16 protein-coding genes and 1 pseudogene are annotated in these 18,882 nt (G+C 60.8%); 6 read left to right on the plus strand and 11 right to left on the minus strand.

The genetic code is table 11. The annotated features are described in order from the left end of the window. Positions 1-6: 6 nt before the first annotated feature. Together AC1RAC_RS09370 and AC1RAC_RS09375 are read right to left on the minus strand one after the other, a co-directional pair. Positions 7-1,080, minus strand: a pseudogene (locus tag AC1RAC_RS09370) (Cache 3/Cache 2 fusion domain-containing protein); the annotation flags it as partial. Positions 1,081-1,256: 176 nt separating this feature from the next. Continuing rightward, positions 1,257-2,177, minus strand: coding sequence for a LysR substrate-binding domain-containing protein (locus AC1RAC_RS09375; protein ID WP_014720465.1), 921 nt, complete (start codon positions 2,175-2,177; stop codon positions 1,257-1,259). Positions 2,178-2,329: 152 nt separating this feature from the next. On the opposite strand from AC1RAC_RS09375, the gene AC1RAC_RS09380 reads away from it, so the two are divergent. After that, the gene (locus AC1RAC_RS09380) at positions 2,330-3,733 is read left to right on the plus strand and encodes a NorM family multidrug efflux MATE transporter (RefSeq protein ID WP_054917116.1); all 1,404 of its coding nucleotides are present in this window, start codon (positions 2,330-2,332) and stop codon (positions 3,731-3,733) included. Positions 3,734-3,858: 125 nt separating this feature from the next. Here AC1RAC_RS09380 and AC1RAC_RS09385 read toward each other — a convergent pair whose 3' ends face one another. Further along, on the minus strand, positions 3,859-5,523 hold the full coding sequence (locus tag AC1RAC_RS09385) for a putative bifunctional diguanylate cyclase/phosphodiesterase (protein WP_054896019.1): 1,665 nt from the start codon (positions 5,521-5,523) through the stop codon (positions 3,859-3,861). Between the two features lie 266 nt (positions 5,524-5,789). On the opposite strand from AC1RAC_RS09385, the gene rep reads away from it, so the two are divergent. Further along, positions 5,790-7,799: a DNA helicase Rep gene (rep, locus tag AC1RAC_RS09390; protein ID WP_492616515.1), complete on the plus strand. Its 2,010-nt coding sequence runs from the start codon at positions 5,790-5,792 to the stop codon at positions 7,797-7,799. A gap of 58 nt (positions 7,800-7,857) precedes the next feature. Further along, positions 7,858-8,430 (plus strand): xanthine phosphoribosyltransferase, encoded by a 573-nt coding sequence (locus AC1RAC_RS09395; protein ID WP_003195447.1) that lies wholly within the window; start codon positions 7,858-7,860, stop codon positions 8,428-8,430. Between the two features lie 54 nt (positions 8,431-8,484). Here the strand turns inward: AC1RAC_RS09395 and AC1RAC_RS09400 are convergent, their stop codons facing one another. The 6 genes from AC1RAC_RS09400 to dadA all read right to left on the minus strand — a co-directional run bounded on the left by AC1RAC_RS09400 (position 8,485) and on the right by dadA (position 14,583). Next, complete coding sequence (locus AC1RAC_RS09400) at positions 8,485-10,407, minus strand: acetyl-CoA hydrolase/transferase C-terminal domain-containing protein (protein ID WP_252949221.1); 1,923 nt, start codon at positions 10,405-10,407, stop codon at positions 8,485-8,487. Between the two features lie 138 nt (positions 10,408-10,545). Beyond that, positions 10,546-10,956, minus strand: a complete 411-nt coding sequence (locus tag AC1RAC_RS09405) for a c-type cytochrome (protein WP_034129081.1) — start codon at positions 10,954-10,956, stop codon at positions 10,546-10,548. Positions 10,957-11,138: 182 nt separating this feature from the next. After that, positions 11,139-11,687 carry a cupin domain-containing protein gene (locus tag AC1RAC_RS09410; protein WP_014720470.1) on the minus strand — a complete coding sequence of 183 codons (549 nt, stop codon included), beginning with the start codon at positions 11,685-11,687 and terminating at the stop codon, positions 11,139-11,141. A gap of 116 nt (positions 11,688-11,803) precedes the next feature. After that, a complete protein-coding gene (gene alr / locus AC1RAC_RS09415; protein WP_034129082.1) occupies positions 11,804-12,877 on the minus strand; it encodes an alanine racemase in 1,074 nt (357 codons plus the stop codon). A gap of 79 nt (positions 12,878-12,956) precedes the next feature. Further along, positions 12,957-13,310 carry a RidA family protein gene (locus AC1RAC_RS09420; protein WP_003195456.1) on the minus strand — a complete coding sequence of 118 codons (354 nt, stop codon included), beginning with the start codon at positions 13,308-13,310 and terminating at the stop codon, positions 12,957-12,959. After that, positions 13,282-14,583 (minus strand): D-amino acid dehydrogenase, encoded by a 1,302-nt coding sequence (gene dadA, locus AC1RAC_RS09425; protein ID WP_054896021.1) that lies wholly within the window; start codon positions 14,581-14,583, stop codon positions 13,282-13,284. The genes AC1RAC_RS09420 and dadA overlap by 29 nt, the downstream gene beginning before the upstream one ends. Positions 14,584-14,739: 156 nt before the next feature. On the opposite strand from dadA, the gene AC1RAC_RS09430 reads away from it, so the two are divergent. Continuing rightward, on the plus strand, positions 14,740-15,228 hold the full coding sequence (locus AC1RAC_RS09430) for an Lrp/AsnC ligand binding domain-containing protein (RefSeq protein ID WP_003176896.1): 489 nt from the start codon (positions 14,740-14,742) through the stop codon (positions 15,226-15,228). A 71-nt stretch (positions 15,229-15,299) separates the two neighbouring features. On the opposite strand, the gene AC1RAC_RS09435 is transcribed toward AC1RAC_RS09430, so the two are convergent. Next, complete coding sequence (locus AC1RAC_RS09435) at positions 15,300-15,653, minus strand: YkgJ family cysteine cluster protein (protein ID WP_060763902.1); 354 nt, start codon at positions 15,651-15,653, stop codon at positions 15,300-15,302. Between the two features lie 115 nt (positions 15,654-15,768). On the opposite strand from AC1RAC_RS09435, the gene AC1RAC_RS09440 reads away from it, so the two are divergent. Next, entirely contained in the window at positions 15,769-17,061 is a 1,293-nt protein-coding gene (locus tag AC1RAC_RS09440) for an NAD(P)/FAD-dependent oxidoreductase (protein ID WP_492616516.1), read from the plus strand. On the opposite strand, the gene AC1RAC_RS09445 is transcribed toward AC1RAC_RS09440, so the two are convergent. Beyond that, a complete protein-coding gene (locus AC1RAC_RS09445; RefSeq protein ID WP_034129086.1) occupies positions 17,062-17,286 on the minus strand; it encodes a DUF1127 domain-containing protein in 225 nt (74 codons plus the stop codon). 166 nt (positions 17,287-17,452) lie between these two features. Here AC1RAC_RS09445 and AC1RAC_RS09450 point away from each other — a divergent pair, with 166 nt between their 5' ends. Continuing rightward, on the plus strand, positions 17,453-18,877 hold the full coding sequence (locus tag AC1RAC_RS09450) for an aminotransferase-like domain-containing protein (protein WP_054896025.1): 1,425 nt from the start codon (positions 17,453-17,455) through the stop codon (positions 18,875-18,877). The last annotated feature ends 5 nt before the right edge of the window (positions 18,878-18,882 follow it).

An 18,882-nucleotide genomic window follows, 5' to 3' on the forward strand; every position in this document is an offset into this window, starting at 1 on the left:
ATGGCTGGACACATTGAGCCGCGCACTCAAATCGCCCGCGCCCAGGGCCTGGGCCTGGCGCACCAGCTCGCTCAATGGCGCCAGCTTGCTGCGCAACAGCCACACCGTGGCGCCCACTGCCAGCAACATCGCCAGCACACTGCCGATCACCAGGCGGATGCCGACTTCCCAGGTCACTGCGCGAATCTCAGCCTTGGGCATGCTCGCTACCACCGCCCAAGGGCCGCCTTCAAACGGCACCGAGACACTATAGAAATCTTCGTTTTTGTCGCTCCAGAAACGGCCAGCACCCGGCTTTTTCGCCAGGTCGAGCATCACGGCAATCGCCTGATCCGGCGCTTGCACGCCAGCCGGCGGCACCAGCCAGTGCTTTTGCTCATCCAGCAGCGCGAGGGAGCCGGTCTGGCCGATACGGAAGCGCTTGAGGTTTTCAAACTGGGCGTTCTGGGCATCGGTGTAATCGAAACCGATGAACAGCACGGCGATGACCTGCCCACTGCTGTCACGTACGGGGCTGTATTGGGTCATGTAGGAGCGGTCGAACAACACGGCACGGCCGATGTAGGTCTGGCCGCTCACAACGCGCTGGTAGGCCGCGCCCTGACGGTCGAGCACGGTGCCAATGGCGCGATTGCCGTCCTGCTTGGTCAGGGAGGTGCTGACGCGGATAAAGTCGTCGCCGCTGCGCACGAACACCGTGGCCACGCCACCGGACATCTGCTTGAACTCATCCACCTCTTCGAAGTTATTGTTCAGCACCTCATTGCCCAAGTAGAGGCTCGGCGTCTGCACGCCGGCCACGGCCACGGGCTGGTCCGCACGCACACTCAAGCCGGCGCCGAAGCGCTTTTCAAACAGCCCGCTCAAACGCTGGGTGCTTTCACGCAAGGTGCTGTGGAAGGTGTTGAGTTGGTCGGCGAGCAAACGCGCCTCGCTGGCCAAGTGTTCCTCGCGGGTGGCGAGGTTGGCGGAGTCGAGGGTACGCAGGGCAAAGACCGTACTGCCGCTGATCACGACAGCCAGAATCACGGCGAGTGCAAGGCCTAACTGGGAGGCAATCCGGGCACGAGGTTGAGACATGACAGCTCCTGGCCGAGGCCAGGATCATCCTGATCTCATAGCGCTGCTCGGCAAATTATCTAGTGGGAAACGGTAGTGCACGAGGGTTCCAACACCTTTCTTCGGCGGCATTTGGCAATACTTGAGCGAATCACAGGGGTATCCCGCAAACGATTGCACAAACGGTCCGGCCCTACTCAATCGAGGCGTTCAACCTGAGGCAATTCCATCGCCTTGACTTCACCCTGAAGAAATTCCGCCAGCCGTCGCAAACGTTCGCCACCCGGACGGGTTTTCGGCCACACGAGGTAGTAGCTTTCCCCACTGGCCACGGCCGTAGGCCACGGCAGGCTCAAGCGTCCCTGCGCCACGTCTTCGGCCACCATCAGCAAATCCCCCATGGAGACGCCATAGCCTCGGGCGGCGGCTATCATGCCCAATTCAAGCGTGTCGAACACCTGCCCACCCTTGAGTGAAACGTGAGATGACAACCCCATGCGCTGCAGCCAGTAACGCCAGTCGCGGCGGTCAGGCGTCGGGTGCAGCAGTTCGGCGGTTGCCAGCCGCGTCACGTCCCAGGGACCGTCGTCCAACAGATTCGGCGCTCCCACCGGGATAAGCATTTCCGCAAACAGATAACTGGCCTCCCAGTCCGCCGGAAAGTGCCCGTTGCTGAGCAACACCGCGCAGTCGAATGGCTCTTGGTTGAAGTCCACTTCATCAATGCTCATCCACGCACTGGTGAGTTGCACCTCATTGCCTGGCTGCAACGCGCGGAAGCGACTCAACCGCGCCAGCAGCCAGCGCATGGTCAAGGTGGACGGCGCCTTCATACGCAGGATGTCATCTTCGGCATTCAAAGTATGGCAAGCACGCTCCAGGGCAGCGAAGCCTTCCCGTACGCCTGGCAGCAACAAACGCGCCGCTTCCGTGAGCTGCAACGTGCGCCCGCTGCGCTGGAACAATCGGCAGGCGAAATAATCTTCGAGCGTACGGATATGCCGGCTGATCGCACTCTGGGTAATCGACAATTCCTCAGCCGCACGGGTAAACGAGTGGTGACGGGAGGCGGCTTCAAATGCCCGCAAGGCATAAAGAGGAGGAAGACGACGAGACATGCTGAAAGCTCCGACTGCGCAATCTGGAAACCCTACCAGAATCGCTCATGCATGAGTTTTAATCATGCCAACGATCGCTTTTATCCTTTTGTGCAATGCGCTGAATGCGCCGAGAATCAACCCTTCCCCACCTTCCTGACCATTCGAGTGTGATGATCATGCAACATCCGGCACGTACCGAACTCTGGGCCATTCTGCGGCTATCGGGGCCGTTGATTGCCTCACAGTTGGCGCACATGCTGATGGTGCTGACCGACACCTTGATGATGGCGCGCTTGAGCCCCGAGGCACTGGCCGGCGGAGGCCTGGGCGCGGCGAGCTATTCGTTCGTGGCGATCTTCTGCATCGGCGTGATCGCAGCCGTGGGCACCCTGGTCGCCATTCGCCATGGCGCGGGCGATATCGACGGCGCCACTCGCCTGACCCAGGCCGGGCTGTGGCTGGCGTGGCTGATGGCCCTGGCGGCGGCGTTGCTGTTATGGAACTTGAAGCCGGTGCTGCTGATGTTCGGCCAGACCGAAACCAACGTGCATGCGGCCGGGCAATTCCTGACGATCCTGCCCTTTGCCCTGCCCGGCTACCTGAGCTTCATGGCCCTGCGCGGCTTTACCAGCGCCATCGGCAAGGCCACCCCGGTGATGGTGATCAGCCTGTGCGGCACCGTGGTCAACTACCTGCTCAACCATGCGCTGATCGAAGGCATGTTCGGCCTGCCGAAACTGGGCCTGATGGGCATCGGCCTGGTGACCGCCATCGTCGCCAATGGCATGGCGCTGGCACTGATGTGGTACATCCGCAGCAACCGCACCTACGCCGCCTACCCGCTGGGCACAGGCCTGCTGCGCCTGAATACCCACTACCTGCGCGAGCTGTGGCGCCTGGGCCTGCCGATTGGCGGCACCTATGCGGTAGAGGTCGGGTTGTTTGCCTTTGCGGCGTTGTGCATGGGCACCATGGGCAGCACGCAGTTGGCGGCACACCAGATCGCCCTGCAGATTGTCTCGGTGGCCTTCATGGTGCCGGCGGGGATGTCCTACGCGGTGACCATGCGCATCGGCCAGCATTACGGCGCCGGGCAGTTGCTGCAGGCACGCCTGGCCGGACGAGTGGGCATAGGATTCGGCGCCATGGTGATGTTGGGGTTTGCGGCGGTACTGTGGCTGTTTTCCGACCCGCTGATCGGACTGTTCCTCGACCATGACGACCCGGCGTTCCATGACGTCATCGTGCTGGCGGTGAGCCTGCTGGCCGTCGCCGCCTGGTTTGAATTGTTCGATGGCGTGCAGACCATCGCCATGGGTTGTATCCGTGGCCTGAAGGACGCCAAGACCACCTTCCTGGTGGGCCTGGGTTGCTATTGGCTGATTGGCGCACCGTCAGCCTGGTTGATGGCGTTCACCCTGGGCTGGGGGCCAACAGGCGTCTGGTGGGGCCTGGCACTGGGCCTGGCGTGTGCGGCGGTGAGCCTGACCTGGGCATTTGAGGCGAAAATGAAGCGGATGATTCGGCAGGAGCCGGATGCTCCTGTTGGATTCCGAGCGGCCCTGCCTGACTAGCGAGTACACGCGGCACATGTGGGAGCTGGCTTGCCTGCGATAGCGGTGTGTCAGGCTAATCATTATTAGCTGAACGACCGCTATCGCAGGCAAGCCAGCTCCCACATTTGAACCACTTTGAAGGCTTAACCCAACAGCGCCTGCTGGCTTTGCCCGAACATCAGGTATTCCACCAGCTCGGGCAGCGGCAACGGCTTGCTGATCAGGTAACCCTGGACCTGGTCGCACCCAAACAAGCGCAAAAGCTCAAGCTGCTCAGGGGTTTCCACGCCTTCGGCGACCACTTCCAGGTTGAGGTTGTGGGCCAGGTTGATCATGGCGTGCACCAGCTTGCGGTTTTCTTCGCGCTCTTCCATGCCGCCGACAAAGCTCTTGTCGATCTTCAACAAGGCAATCGGCAGGCTGTTGAGGTGCACAAACGACGAAAAACCGGTGCCGAAATCATCCAGGGAAAACCGCACACCCAGCCGGCCAAGGGCGTCCATGGTCTGCTTGACCAGGTCGCTGCGGCGCATCACGGCGGTTTCGGTCAATTCGAACTCCAGCCATTGCGCTTCCACGCCGCGCTCGGCAATCAGGCGGCTGAGGGTAGACAGCAACTGACTGTCCTGGAACTGGCGAAACGACAGGTTGACCGCCATGTGCAGCGGCGGCAGGCCGCGTTCACGCAGGTCTTGCATGTCGCGCAGAGCTCGGGAGATCACCCAGTAGCCCAATGGCACGATCAGACCACTCTGTTCGGCCAGCGGCACGAATTCGCTAGGCGGCAACAAGCCGCGTTCACCGTGGCGCCAGCGCACCAGAGCTTCGAGGCCAACGATATGACCATCGTCCAGGTCCAGTCGCGGCTGGTAATGCAGCTCCAACTCATCGCGACGCAAAGCCCGGCGCAGTTCACTTTCCAGGTCGGCCAGGCTGCGCGCGTTGCGGTTGATGCGTTCATTGAAGATATGAAAGGTACAGCCTTGGGTGCTTTTGGCCTGCTGCATGGCGATATGGGCATGCCACATCAACGGGTCGGCGCCAGCGCGGGCTCGAGCATGGGCCATGCCCAGGCTGCAACCGATCAACAGGCTTTCGCCATCCACCCAATAGGGTTCGGCCATCACTTCGGTGATGCGCTCGGCCATCCATTCGGCGCGCTGGGGCGCCCGGCGGGTATCGATCAACAAGGCAAACTCATCGCTGCCCAGGCGCGCCAGTTGGTCCCCGGCTTCGAGCTGACTCTTGAGCCGCGACACCACTTGCAGGATCAAACGGTCGCCCGCCTGATGGCCGAGGGCATCGTTGGCATGACGAAAATTGTCCAGGTCCAGATGGCCGAGGGCCAGGCCACGGCCTTCGTTTTCTGCCAGCCGGGCGGCCAGCAAGGTCTGGAAGCCCTGACGGTTGGCAATACCGGTGAGCGGGTCTTGCTCGGCCAGGCGCTGCAAGGTGTTTTCCAGCACGCCGCGCTCGCGCACATGGCGCAGGCAGCGGCGCAAGGTGTCGGCGTCCAATGCATCCGACACCAACCAATCGCTGACACCCAGCGGCGACACCAGTGGCTCCTGCTCCAGCAGCAATACACACGGCAGGCTGCACCGGCCGGGGCCGGGCTGCAGGCTGGGCGTGGTCAATAACACAGCACCCTGGTCGTCATCGAACAGGCGGCTTACCGAGTCCCAGTTGGGCGCACTGATCAGCACAGCCCCTTCGCCCATCGGCTCCAGGCACTCGCGCAACAACGCTGCCCACTCGGGCTCATCGGCCAGCAGCAGCAAACGCAAGGGTTCGACAGGCGTAGACACGCTAACTCCCTAGACTCTGCAAAATTTCATTAGCGGTGCCATTATGACGTGCGGCCTGACAATGACAAAGGATGACAAATGATAGGTGTTATCAAACACGCAGACTGTAAATATTAGTCTCGAATAATCCTTAACATCCTGCGGCAAAGTAGCAAAACCGGCAAATTTAGATCGAGTGGTACGTCACACCGTCGTTCTATGGCAGCAGAATCTTTCCAGCCTGTTAAAATGCCCGCCCTTTTGAACAACGACCCCTGAAATTCCGTATGTCCCGACTCAATCCCCGGCAGCAAGAAGCCGTGAACTACGTCGGCGGCCCTCTATTGGTGCTCGCCGGTGCAGGCTCCGGCAAGACCAGCGTGATCACGCGCAAGATCGCGCACTTGATCCAGAACTGCGGCATCCGCGCCCAGTACATCGTCGCCATGACCTTCACCAACAAGGCGGCACGGGAAATGAAAGAGCGGGTCGGCACCCTGCTCAAAGGCGGCGAAGGCCGCGGCCTCACCGTGTGCACCTTCCACAACCTGGGCCTGAACATCATCCGCAAGGAGCATGTGCGACTGGGCTACAAGCCCGGCTTCTCGATCTTCGACGAGACCGACGTCAAGGCCCTGATGACCGACATCATGCAGAAGGAATACGCGGGCGACGACGGCGTCGACGAAATCAAGAACATGATCGGCTCGTGGAAAAACGACCTGATCCTGCCCGCCGAAGCCCTGGAAGCTGCACGCAACCCCAAGGAGCAGACCGCTGCCATCGTCTACACCCACTACCAGCGCACGCTCAAGGCGTTCAACGCGGTGGACTTCGACGACCTGATCCTGCTGCCGGTCAAGCTGTTCCAGAAGCACAAGGACATCCTTGAGAAGTGGCAAAACAAGGTGCGCTACCTGCTGGTGGACGAATATCAGGACACCAACGCCAGCCAATACCTGCTGGTGAAATTACTGATCGGCACGCGCAACCAGTTCACCGTGGTGGGCGACGACGACCAGTCGATCTACGCCTGGCGCGGCGCCCGCCCGGAAAACCTGATGCTGCTCAAGGAAGACTACCCCTCCTTGAAAGTGGTGATGCTGGAGCAGAACTACCGCTCCACCAGCCGCATCCTGCGTTGCGCCAACGTGCTGATCTCCAACAACCCCCACGAGTTCGAAAAACAACTGTGGAGCGAGATGGGCCATGGCGACGAGATCCGTGTGATCCGCTGCCGCAACGAAGACGCCGAAGCCGAGCGCGTCGCCGTGGAAATCCTCAGCCTGCACTTGCGCACCGACCGGCCCTACAGCGACTTTGCGATCCTGTATCGCGGCAACTACCAGGCCAAACTGATTGAGCTGAAGCTGCAGCATCACCAGGTGCCGTATCGCCTGTCGGGCGGCAACAGCTTTTTCGGACGCCAGGAAGTCAAAGACCTGATGGCCTACTTCCGGCTGATCGTGAACCCGGACGACGACAACGCCTTCCTGCGCGTGATCAACGTGCCGCGCCGGGAAATCGGCTCCACCACCCTGGAAAAGCTCGGCAACTACGCCACCGAACGCAAGATCTCGATGTACGCCGCCACCGACGAAATCGGCCTGGGCGAACACCTGGACACGCGCTTCACTGATCGCCTGTCACGCTTCAAGCGCTTCATGGACAAGGTCCGCGAGCAGTGCGCCGGCGAAGACCCGATCAGCGCCCTGCGCAGCATGGTCATGGACATCGACTATGAAAACTGGCTGCGCACCAACAGCTCTAGCGACAAGGCCGCCGATTACCGCATGGGCAACGTCTGGTTCCTGATCGAGGCGCTGAAGAACACCCTGGAAAAAGACGAAGACGGCGAGATGACCGTCGAGGACGCCATCGGCAAGCTGGTGTTGCGCGACATGCTCGAGCGCCAGCAAGAAGAGGAAGACGGTGCCGAAGGCGTGCAGATGATGACCTTGCATGCGTCCAAGGGCCTGGAATTTCCCTACGTGTTCATCATGGGCATGGAAGAGGAAATCCTCCCGCACCGCTCCAGCATCGAAGCCGACACCATCGAGGAAGAACGCCGCCTGGCCTACGTGGGCATTACCCGCGCACGTCAGACCCTGGCCTTCACCTTTGCAGCCAAGCGCAAGCAATACGGTGAAATCATCGATTGTGCCCCCAGCCGGTTCCTGGATGAACTGCCGCCGGACGACCTGGCCTGGGAAGGCAATGACGACACTCCCACCGAGGTGAAGGCCGTTCGCGGCAACACCGCCTTGGCGGATATACGCGCGATGTTAAAGCGCTAGAATCGACTACTTTTTAATCTACTTTCGGCGCACAACGCGCCATTAGAGGAAGCTTTCCGTGGAAGCACTGCACAAGAAAATTCGCGAAGAAGGCATCGTGCTTTCCGATCAGGTCCTCAAGGTTGACGCCTTTCTGAACCACCAGATCGACCCGGCACTGATGAAACTGATCGGCGACGAGTTCGCCGCACTGTTCAAGGATTCGGGCATCACCAAGATCGTCACCATCGAAGCGTCGGGCATTGCCCCGGCGATCATGACCGGGCTGAACCTGGGTGTGCCGGTGATCTTCGCCCGCAAGCAGCAATCCTTGACGCTCACGGAAAACCTGCTGTCGGCCACGGTGTATTCCTTCACCAAGAAAACCGAAAGCACCGTGGCGATCTCCCCGCGCCACCTGACCAGCAGCGACCGCGTGCTGGTGATCGATGACTTTTTGGCCAACGGCAAGGCGTCCCAGGCGCTGATCTCGATCATCAAGCAGGCCGGCGCGACCGTAGCCGGCTTGGGCATTGTGATCGAGAAGTCGTTCCAGGGTGGGCGTGCAGAACTGGATGCACAGGGTTATCGGGTTGAGTCGCTGGCGCGGGTGAAGTCGCTGGCCGGTGGTGTCGTGACCTTTATCGAGTAATCACTGTGTGGGAGCTGGCTTGCCTGCTCCCACATTAGGTTTTGCGTTGCGCTGTCAGTGGGCGGTGGCCTGCAGTCCGGCCAGCAGCAAGCGTTGATACAGGTCTTCCTTGATGCCCTCCGGCTTATCCAAGCGCATCCGCTGCAAATGCTCGGGAAACGCCTCCGGCTCCGGCGCGTCGAGTGCCGCCTTGCCCAACTCCAGAATTTCCGTGAGCTTGAATTTGCTCTTGAGCCAGTTCAGCGCCCGCAACAAGTCCCGCTCCTCATCCGTGAAGTCACTGCCCAGGGGGTATTCGGGAAACAAGCGACGGTGCCTGGCCTGAATCGCCTGGAGCCGCTGCGGCGTGTTGTCGGCAAAACGCGGATCCAACTGGAAATCCTTGGGCAGTTTGCCGGCCTTTTGCGCCTGCTCAATCAAGTCGTGCTGGAACCTTGAGTCAGTGATGTTCAGCAACGCTTCGATCACCTTGGCATCCGTCTGACCGCGCAAGTCGGCAATACCGTATTCGGTAATGACGATATCCCGCAGGTGCCGGGGAATGGTGCAGTGGCCGTACTCCCAGACGATATTGGAACTGACCTCACCCGCCGACTCGCGCCAGCTGCGCAAAATCAGGATTGAGCGTGCACCTTCCAGCGCATGCCCCTGGGCCACGAAATTGTATTGCCCACCCACGCCACTGAGCACGCGACCGTCTTCCAACTGATCGGCCACGCCCGCGCCGAGCAAGGTGACCATGATGGCGCTGTTGATAAACCGCGCATCCAGGCGCTGCAAGCGCTTGAGTTCTTCCTGGCCGTACAGCTCGTTGATGTAGCTGATGCGGGTCATGTTGAATGCCTGGCGCTTGGCATGGGTCATTTCCTGCAAGCGCTGGTAAAAACTGCGAGGCCCCAGGAAGAAACCGCCATGGATCGACACGCCATCGGGTTGCGCCGCGTCGTCCAGGGTGCCCGCGTTGGCCTGCATCTGGGTCGCCACATCCGGGTAGACCTTGCGCCGCACGATCCCGGCATCCGCCAATACCAGCAGGCCGTTGACGAACATCTCGCTGCAACCGTAAAGGCCACGGGCAAACGGCTCGACGCCGCCTTCGCGGCTGATCAACGGCGCCCACTGGTACACATCCAAGTCGGTGAGCAACAGGCGATAGGCTTCGTTGTCGGCCTGGCGCGCCAGCAAGGCAGCCGTCAGTGCATCGCCCATGGAGCCGATGCCAATCTGCAACGTACCGCCATCACGCACCAGGGTGCTGGCATGCAGGCCGATAAAATGATCCTGAATGCCCACCGGCATGTTCGGAGTGGAGAACAGCGTGGTGCTGTCTTTTTCATCCAGCAGGTAGTCGAACTCATCCATGCCCAACTCGGCATCGCCAGGCATGTAGGGCAAATCGCTATGGACCTGGCCGACGACCAGGATGGTCTCCCCAGCCGCGCGGCGCTTGGCGATCATGGGCATCAGGTCGAGGGTGATATCCGGGTTGCAGCTCAGGCTCAGGCGGTCGGGATGCTCGCTGCTACTGGCAACCAATTGCGCCACCAGGTTCAGGCCGGCGGCATTGATGTCGCGGGCCGCATGGCTGTAGTTGCTGCTGACGTAATCCTGTTGCGCCGCGGCGCTGTGGAGCAAGCTGCCGGGCTGCATAAAGAATTGCTGCACACGGATATTCTTCGGCAGGCTGCCCTTGTGCAGGTCCGCGAGGAAATCCAGCTCGGGGTAGTCACCAAACACTCGTTCGATGAAAGGTTCGATAAAGCGCTTTTGAAGACCGTCACCCTGCGTAGGACGGCCCAGGCTCAAGGCCGTATAGAGCGTCAGCGCCCGTTCGGGCAATTTTGCGATGCGCCGGTATAGCGCGTTGACGAACAGATTGGGCTTGCCCAGCCCCAGCGGCATGCCCATGTGGATATGCGCCGGCAGGCGCTCCAGTACGTCGTCAACTGCTTGCTCGATTGAACACAACTGCACCATCCGACTGCTCCCGAACATTCCATGAATTAGGGGTTGGACCGAGCTTGCCGGGTCTTTGCTGCAATGAACAGCCTGAATACCAAATCGCGGGCACAAAAAAGCCGCTGGTAAGCGGCATTTTTGACGAAGATCGGCCGATTACAGCCCGGACATCTTCTTGATCGCCCCCTTGAGGTCGTCATCCGAACAATCAGCGCAGGTGCCTTTGGGCGGCATGGCGTTGATACCGGTGATGGCCTTGGCCAGGATGCCATCGAGGCCACCTTGATGGTCGGCGCGTTCTTTCCATGCGGCGGTGTCGCCAATTTTTGGCGCACCCAAAAGGCCGCTGCCGTGGCACGCATTACAGTGCTTGGCGATGATCTCATCGGGGGTTTTCGCGCCGCCGCCGCCGGCTGCCACGGCAACTTCCATGCCCTTGCATTCCTGGCCCTGGACGCAAACCTGGCCCACAGGCTCCAGGCGCTTGGCAATGTCATCATTGGTCGCAGCTTGAGCGCTGACAGCCCATAGGGCCAGTACGGTTGCTGGTGCAGCCAGCATTTTCATAATTAGGTTCACGCGTTCACCCTCAATGGTGGCTATTCACGCCTGCGGCCACGGTTTCGCAGGCGGCGAAAGTATAACGGTTAGCCCGCCTGGCCGAAACAACCCTATTAAATAAAGGGAGATTCGGCCTCACGGTGTACAGCTGCGGGAACCTCTGCAACGCTGGCAGGGCGCCTCTATTCTTAAAAGTTCGCGGGTGTGGCTGCGCTGATTAGTCGCGCCGGCACGTCGAACGGATTGCGAAAACGATGAGGCCTGGTGCTTTCAAAGTAGTAGCTATCGCCCGCTTCGAGCACAAAAGTTTCAAGACCGACCACCAATTCCAGGCGCCCTTCCACCAGAATTCCGGTTTCTTCGCCTTCATGGGTGAGCATTTCTTCGCCCGTGTCGGCACCCGGAGGGTAGATTTCATTGAGAAATGCGATGGCCCGGCTTGGGCGCGCCCGGCCCACCAGTTTCATGGTGACGGCACCGTCAGAGATGTCGATCAGCTCATTGGCTTTATAGACGATCTGCGTCGGTATTTCCTGGAGCACTTCTTCGGAGAAGAACTCGACCATGGACATGGGAATACCGCCCAACACCTTGCGCAGGGAGCTGATCGAGGGGCTGACGCTGTTTTTCTCGATCATCGAAATGGTGCTGTTGGTGACGCCCGCACGCTTGGCGAGCTCACGCTGGGAAAGACCTTTGAGTTTACGGATGGATTGCAGTCGTTCGCCGACGTCCAATGCAGGAGCCTCCTAGGATTCAGGCTTTGTTGTAATTGAGCGTTATCATGGCGACAGCGTTCAGTATTTACAACACTTGGGCCTAAATCCCGGTGTGCTCGGTTCGTTGCCGGCGGCTAAGCGCCGCTATAGAGCCTTGGCACTCGGCGCAGATTGCAGAAAATCTGATAGGGGATGGTCTCGGCGGCCACGGCAACATCACTGGCGAGGATGTGCTTGCCCCACAACTCTACGGTGGAACCAAGGCCCGCCTGGGGCAAGTCGGTGAGGTCGACACACAGCATGTCCATGGACACGCGCCCCAGCAGCCGGCTGCGCTGGCCAGCGACCAGCACCGGGGTACCGGTCGGCGCATGACGTGGGTAACCGTCGGCATAACCCATGGCAACCACGCCGATGCGCATCGGCTTGGGCGTGACGAACCTGGCGCCGTAGCCCACCGGCTCACCGGCCGGCAACTCGCGCACGCAGATGACTTTGGACTCCAGGGTCATCACAGGCTGCAAGCGCGCGGCGAGGGCCTGGTCTTCGCCAAAGGGCGTTGCGCCGTAAAGCATGATACCGGGGCGCACCCAGTCGCTGGACACGCTTGGCCAGCCCAATACAGACGGTGAGTTGCGCAGGCTGACCTCAGCCGCCAGCCCCTGGCGCGCCGCCTCAAACACCGTTACTTGTTCGTTGCTGCTGACGCAATCGAGCTCATCGGCGCGGGCAAAATGGCTCATCAGCACGATTTTCGCCACTTTGCCACTCGCCAGCAGGCGCTGATACGCCTCCTGGTAATCCTTGGGGTGCAGGCCCACACGGTGCATGCCCGAGTCCAGCTTCAGCCACACTGTCAGCGGCTTGCTCAAACGAGCTTGCTCGATGGCGTCCAACTGCCACAGCGAATGCACCACGCACCACAAATCCTGCTCGATGATCAGCGGCAACTCGTCGGCTTCGAAAAAACCTTCCAGCAGCAACACCGGCGCACGAATGCCGGCGGCGCGCAGTTCCAGCGCTTCCTCGATGCACGCCACCGCGAACCCGTCGGCTTGCGCCTCCAGTGCCTGGGCCACGGGCACCGCGCCATGGCCGTAGGCATCGGCCTTGATCACGGCGAGGGCCTTGGCCCCGGTGACTTCTCGGGCCAATTGGTAGTTATGGCGCAGGGCTTGGAGATCGATCAGGGCACGGGCTGGACGCATGGCGGCAGGCTTCTAGGCAGCAAAGTCAATAAAAAACCGGTGCCGACCAACAACGCCGGCACCGGGAGAGGGATCATTGTTAAGGCAGCGCAGCCACGACAGACAGCTCTACCAGAATCTCGGGTTCGCACAGCTTGGCTTGCACAGTGGCGCGGGCCGGGGCGACGCCTTTGGGCAGCCATTTGTCCCATACCGCGTTCATCAAAGCGAAGTCGGCGTCGATGTCCTTCAGGTAGATCGTTACCGACAGCAACCTGGATTTGTCGGTACCGGCAAGGTCCAGCAAGCGCTCGATATTGACCAGGGTTTCACGGGTCTGCTGCTCAATCCCGGCGCTCATGTCGTCGCCAACTTGCCCTGCCAGGTACACGGTACCGCTGTGGACAACGATCTGGCTCATGCGCTCATTGGTGAGCTGGCGCTGGATTGACATGTTGTGCGGACTCCTGGTGGTTGCCATAACGGGAAATATCGAGGCCTGCGGCGCTGATCTGCGGCGTTTTCTTCGCCATCAGGTCGGCCAGCAAGCGACCCGAACCACAGGCCATGGTCCAACCGAGGGTACCGTGGCCTGTATTCAGGAACAGGTTCTTGAACGGCGTGGCACCCACAATCGGTGTACCGTCCGGGGTGGTCGGGCGCAGGCCGGTCCAGAAACTGGCCTGGGCCAGATCGCCGCCCTGAGGATAAAGGTCGTTGACGATCATCTCCAGGGTTTCACGTCGCCGCGGGTTCAGCGACAGGTCAAAACCGGCTATTTCAGCCATGCCACCGACGCGAATACGGTTGTCGAAACGCGTGATCGCGACTTTGTAGGTTTCATCGAGAATGGTCGAGGTCGGCGCCATTGCCGGGTTAGTGATCGGCACAGTCAGCGAATAACCCTTGAGCGGGTACACCGGCGCCTTGATCCCCAATGGCTTGAGCAACTTGGGCGAGTAACTGCCGAGGGCCAGGACATAACGGTCGGCGGTTTCCAGCTTGCCGTCGATCAGCACACCATTGATGCGGTCGCCTGCGTAGTCCAGGCGCTGGATGTCTTGTTCGAAGCGGAATTCCACGCCCAATTGTTTGCACATTTCGACCAGGCGCGTGGTGAACATCTGGCAATCGCCCGTCTGGTCGTTGGGCAGGCGCAAGGCACCCGCGAGGATATCGGTGACGCTGGCCAGGGCCGGTTCAACCCGGGCAATGCCGGCTCGGTCGAGCAATTCGAATGGCACGCCGGACTCTTTCAGCACGGCGATGTCCTTGGCGGCGCCATCGAGCTGGGCCTGGGTGCGGAACAGTTGGGTAGTCCCGAGGCTGCGCCCTTCGTAGGCAATGCCGGTCTCGGCGCGCAATTCGTCAAGGCAGTCGCGGCTGTACTCGGACAGGCGCACCATGCGTTCCTTGTTCACCGCGTAGCGGCTAGCCGTGCAGTTGCGCAGCATCTGCGCCATCCACAGGTATTGGTCGATATCGGCGGTGGCCTTGATCGCCAGCGGCGCGTGGCGCTGAAGCAGCCATTTGATGGCCTTGAGCGGCACACCCGGCGCGGCCCATGGCGACGCGTAGCCAGGGGACACCTGACCGGCATTAGCGAAACTGGTTTCCATGGCAGCGGCAGGCTGACGATCAACCACCACAACGTCGAAGCCGGCCCGCGCCAAATAGTAGGCACTGGTCACCCCAATGACGCCGCTACCCAAGACCAGAACGCGCATTTTTATATCCTCATCGCGGGCTCAGCCGCTGACGTGTGTTATTCGAGCAATGATGGGCGCAGTGTAAAAAACAATCGGCAGTGCATTTCACTATATAAATGCCTATATTTGGCGACAATTCTTGGCAAAAACCCTTTTGACAGAGGCGTATCCCCTATGCGTACCAACACCCAGACCAAGCGGGAGCTGGACAAGATCGACCGCAATATCCTGCGCATCCTGCAAACCGACGGGCGCATCTCGTTCACGGAGCTGGGGGAAAAGGTCGGGCTGTCCACCACGCCCTGCACCGAGCGCGTGCGGCGCCTGGAGCGCGAAGGGATCATCATGGGCTACAACGCACGGCTCAACCCCCAGCATTTGAAGGGAAGTTTGCTGGTATTTGTCGAGATCAGCCTGGATTACAAGTCGGGTGACACCTTTGAAGAATTTCGCCGAGCCGTGCTGAAACTGCCTCACGTGCTGGAGTGCCATCTGGTGTCGGGTGATTTCGACTACCTGGTGAAAGCGCGGATCTCGGAGATGGCTTCGTACCGCAAATTGCTGGGCGATATCCTGCTCAAACTCCCCCATGTGCGGGAATCCAAGAGCTATATCGTGATGGAAGAGGTGAAAGAGAGCCTGAACCTGCCGATCCCTGACTGACCCACTGACACAACACGGCCAAATGTGGGAGCTGGCTTGCCTGCTCCCTTGGTTTTAACCGAGTACATCCGCTAGACCAACACCTGCCGGGTACTCGCCATGTACTCATGAATCTGCTTCTCCACCTGCGGATGAATCAGCTCCACTGGCCGGCGGCCATTAGGGCACGGCAAGGTCTTGGTAGTGCCGAACAGGCGACAGATCAGCGGCCGCTCGTCATACACCGTGCAACCCTTGGGCCCAAGGTGCACGCAGTTCAGCTCGTCCATCGCCGCCTCTTGCTCGGCAGCGGTCTTGCGCGGCAGGCGCGACATTTCCTCGGGCGAGGTGGTCACCGGCCCACAGCAGTCGTGGCAACCGGGGACGCACTCGAACGAAGGAATCTGGCGACGCAGCGCGCTGATTTTCTGACTGTTGCAACTCATCGAAACCCATACCGAACGGCGAATAGACGTGGATTCTGACGCAAAAAGCCCCGCGCAGACAGCGTCGTGCGACCACTGTATCCTGCGTCAAATTTTCCAGACAGGGAGGTTCCCCATGACCGCCAGCGCCCGGCACACCGCTTCCTACTACGCCGCCAGCAGCGTCCCGCAACCGGATTACCCGACGCTGACCGGTGAGGTGAACGCCGATGTCTGTGTGATCGGCGGGGGTTTCTCTGGGCTCAACACCGCCCTGGAATTGGCCGAGCGCGGCTTTCGCGTGGTGTTGCTGGAGGCGCGCAAAATCGGTTGGGGCGCCAGCGGGCGCAATGGCGGCCAGTTGATTCGCGGTGTCGGCCACGGGCTGGGTCAGTTCACCCAGGTGATCGGCAGCGACGGCGTGCGCCAGATGAAGCTGATGGGCCTGGAAGCCGTGGAGATCGTGCGCGAGCGTGTGGAGCGCTTCCAGATCCCCTGTGACCTGACCTGGGGCTACTGCGACCTGGCCAACAAACCCCGCGACCTACGGGGCCTGGCCGAGGATGCCGAAGAGCTGCGCAGCCTGGGCTACCGCCACGAAGTGCGCCTGTTGCAAGCCAGCGAGATGGGCACCGTAATCGGCTCTGATCGCTATGTAGGCGGCATGATCGACATGGGTTCCGGCCATCTGCACCCGCTGAACCTGGCACTGGGTGAGGCTGCCGTTGCCCAGCAGTTGGGCGTGGCGCTGTACGAGCAATCCCCAGTGACCCGTATCGACTATGGCCCTGAGGTCAAGGTGCATACCGCCCAAGGCACTGTGCGCGCCAAGACCCTGGTACTGGCCTGCAATGCCTACCTGAACGGGCTCAACCCGCAACTGAGCGGCAAGGTGCTGCCCGCCGGCAGCTACATCATTGCCACCGAGCCCTTGAGCGAAGCGCAAGCCACCCGCCTGTTACCGCAGAACATGGCCGTGTGTGACCAGCGCGTGACGGTGGACTACTTCCGCCTGTCCGCCGACCGCCGCCTGTTGTTCGGCGGCGCCTGCCACTACTCCGGTCGAGACCCCAAGGACATCGGCGCCTACATGCGACCGAAGATGCTGCAGGTATTCCCCCAATTGGCAGACGTGAAAATCGACTACCAATGGGGCGGCATGATCGGCATCGGCGCCAACCGCCTGCCGCAGATCGGCCGCCTGGCCGATCAACCCAACGTGTATTACGCCCAGGCCTATGCCGGCCATGGCCTCAACGCCACGCACCTGGCGGGCAAGCTGCTGGCCGAGGCCATCAGCGGCCAGCAACAGGGGCGCTTCGATCTGTTCGCCCAGGTGCCACACATCACCTTCCCCGGCGGCAAACACCTGCGTTCGCCGTTGCTGGCCCTGGGGATGCTCTGGCACCGCCTCAAAGAACTGCTCTGATCAATCGCGCCAGAAGGGTTTCAAACCCTCACGGCGCGCCTGCTCGGCGGTCAGCCCGATGTCGCGTAACTGCTCGCGGCTCAGGTCCAGCAGGGCCTTGCGCGTATGGCGACGGCGCCAGAACAGATTCCAGCGGCCAGGCGCCGAGGCAGTGATCACCTGCTCCTGCGCCACGTCCAGTTCCTGACTGCGTAGCGCCAGCCGTACATCGCTCATGCCGCTCATTTGACTGCCCCTCATTGGCCTGTTGTCTTGAGTGATCAGCATGCGCGGGCGGCCAGTACCATTACAGATTCAGCCAACTTTTAATAAATACATACAGATGCTGCCTCTGCGTGGCTGAATCCTGTATTTTCCCCCTATCTGTACTGGTCCCTCGGGAGCGACCACCATGACCCTTTACGTCAACCTCGCCGAATTGCTCGGCACCCGTATTGAACAGGGCTTCTATCGTCCGGGCGATCGACTGCCCTCGGTGCGGGCCTTGAGTGTGGAACATGGGGTGAGCCTGAGCACCGTGCAGCAGGCGTATCGGTTGCTCGAAGACAACGGCCTGGCGATGCCCAAGCCCAAGTCGGGCTATTTTGTTCCGGTGGGCCGTGAACTGCCGGCACTGCCCGAGATAGGCCGCCCGGCCCAACGGCCAGTGGAAATCTCCCAGTGGGACCTGGTGCTGGAACTGATTCGTGCGGTGCCGCGCAAAGACGTCATACAGATGGGCCGAGGCATGCCGGATGTATTGTCGCCTACCTTGAAGCCGTTGCTGCGTAGCCTCGCCCGTGTCAGCCGGCGCCAAGACCTGCCGGGGCTGTATTACGACAATATCCTCGGCTGTATGGAACTGCGTGAGCAAATCGCCCGGCTGTCATTGGACTCCGGCTGCCAACTGAGCGCCGAAGACATCGTGATCACCACCGGTTGCCACGAAGCCCTCTCCGCCAGCATTCACGCGATTTGTGAGCCCGGCGATATCGTCGCGGTGGATTCGCCCAGCTTCCACGGTGCCATGCAGACCCTCAAGGGCCTGGGCATGAAAGCCCTGGAAATCCCCACCGACCCGCTCACCGGCATCAGCCTGGAGGCCCTGGAGCTGGCGCTGGAACAGTGGCCGATCAAAGTCATCCAGCTCACCCCAAACTGCAACAACCCCTTGGGCTACATCATGCCGGAAGCGCGCAAACGCGCCTTGCTGACCCTGGCCCAGCGCTTTGACGTGGCGATTATCGAAGACGATGTGTATGGCGAGTTGGCCTACAGCTACCCACGCCCGCGCACCATCAAATCCTTCGACGAAGACGGCCGTGTGCTGCTGTGCAGCTCGTTCTCCAAAACTCTGGCGCCCGGCCTGCGCATTGGTTGGGTCGCACCGGGACGCTATCTGGAGCGGGTGCTGCACATGAAATACATCAGCACCGGCTCTACGGCCACGCAGCCGCAGATTGCCATTGCCGAATTCCTCAAAGGCGGTCATTTCGAGCCTCATTTACGTAGGATGCGTACCCAATACCAGCGTAATCGCGACTTGATGCTCGATTGGGTCAGCCGTTATTTCCCCGCTGGCACGCGCGCCAGCCGGCCCCAAGGCAGCTTCATGCTATGGATTGAGCTGCCGGAGGGCTTCGACACCTTGAAGCTCAACCGCGTGCTGGTGGAACAAGGTGTACAGGTGGCGGTAGGCAGCATCTTCTCCGCCTCCGGCAAGTACCGTAACTGCTTGCGCATGAACTACGCTGCCAAGCCAACGACGCAGATTGAAGAGGCCGTGCGCAAGGTAGGTGCCGCTGCACGCAAGATGCTGCAAGAGACGGCGGACTGACCTTT

This window comes from Pseudomonas sp. GW823-FHT02F05 (genome assembly GCF_058797315.1).

Excerpts from the sequence above, each read along its gene's own strand:
- AC1RAC_RS09375 (WP_014720465.1), bottom strand. The coding sequence starts at position 2,177 with ATGTCTCGTCGTCTTCCTCCTCTTTATGCCTTGCGGGCATTTGAAGCC.
- AC1RAC_RS09380 (WP_054917116.1), top strand. The coding sequence starts at position 2,330 with ATGATCATGCAACATCCGGCACGTACCGAACTCTGGGCCATTCTGCGG.
- rep (WP_492616515.1), top strand. The coding sequence starts at position 5,790 with ATGTCCCGACTCAATCCCCGGCAGCAAGAAGCCGTGAACTACGTCGGC.
- AC1RAC_RS09400 (WP_252949221.1), bottom strand. The coding sequence starts at position 10,407 with ATGGTGCAGTTGTGTTCAATCGAGCAAGCAGTTGACGACGTACTGGAG.
- AC1RAC_RS09405 (WP_034129081.1), bottom strand. The coding sequence starts at position 10,956 with ATGAAAATGCTGGCTGCACCAGCAACCGTACTGGCCCTATGGGCTGTC.
- alr (WP_034129082.1), bottom strand. The coding sequence starts at position 12,877 with ATGCGTCCAGCCCGTGCCCTGATCGATCTCCAAGCCCTGCGCCATAAC.
- AC1RAC_RS09420 (WP_003195456.1), bottom strand. The coding sequence starts at position 13,310 with ATGTCAATCCAGCGCCAGCTCACCAATGAGCGCATGAGCCAGATCGTT.
- dadA (WP_054896021.1), bottom strand. The coding sequence starts at position 14,583 with ATGCGCGTTCTGGTCTTGGGTAGCGGCGTCATTGGGGTGACCAGTGCC.
- AC1RAC_RS09430 (WP_003176896.1), top strand. The coding sequence starts at position 14,740 with ATGCGTACCAACACCCAGACCAAGCGGGAGCTGGACAAGATCGACCGC.
- AC1RAC_RS09435 (WP_060763902.1), bottom strand. The coding sequence starts at position 15,653 with ATGAGTTGCAACAGTCAGAAAATCAGCGCGCTGCGTCGCCAGATTCCT.
- AC1RAC_RS09440 (WP_492616516.1), top strand. The coding sequence starts at position 15,769 with ATGACCGCCAGCGCCCGGCACACCGCTTCCTACTACGCCGCCAGCAGC.
- AC1RAC_RS09445 (WP_034129086.1), bottom strand. The coding sequence starts at position 17,286 with ATGAGCGGCATGAGCGATGTACGGCTGGCGCTACGCAGTCAGGAACTG.
- AC1RAC_RS09450 (WP_054896025.1), top strand. The coding sequence starts at position 17,453 with ATGACCCTTTACGTCAACCTCGCCGAATTGCTCGGCACCCGTATTGAA.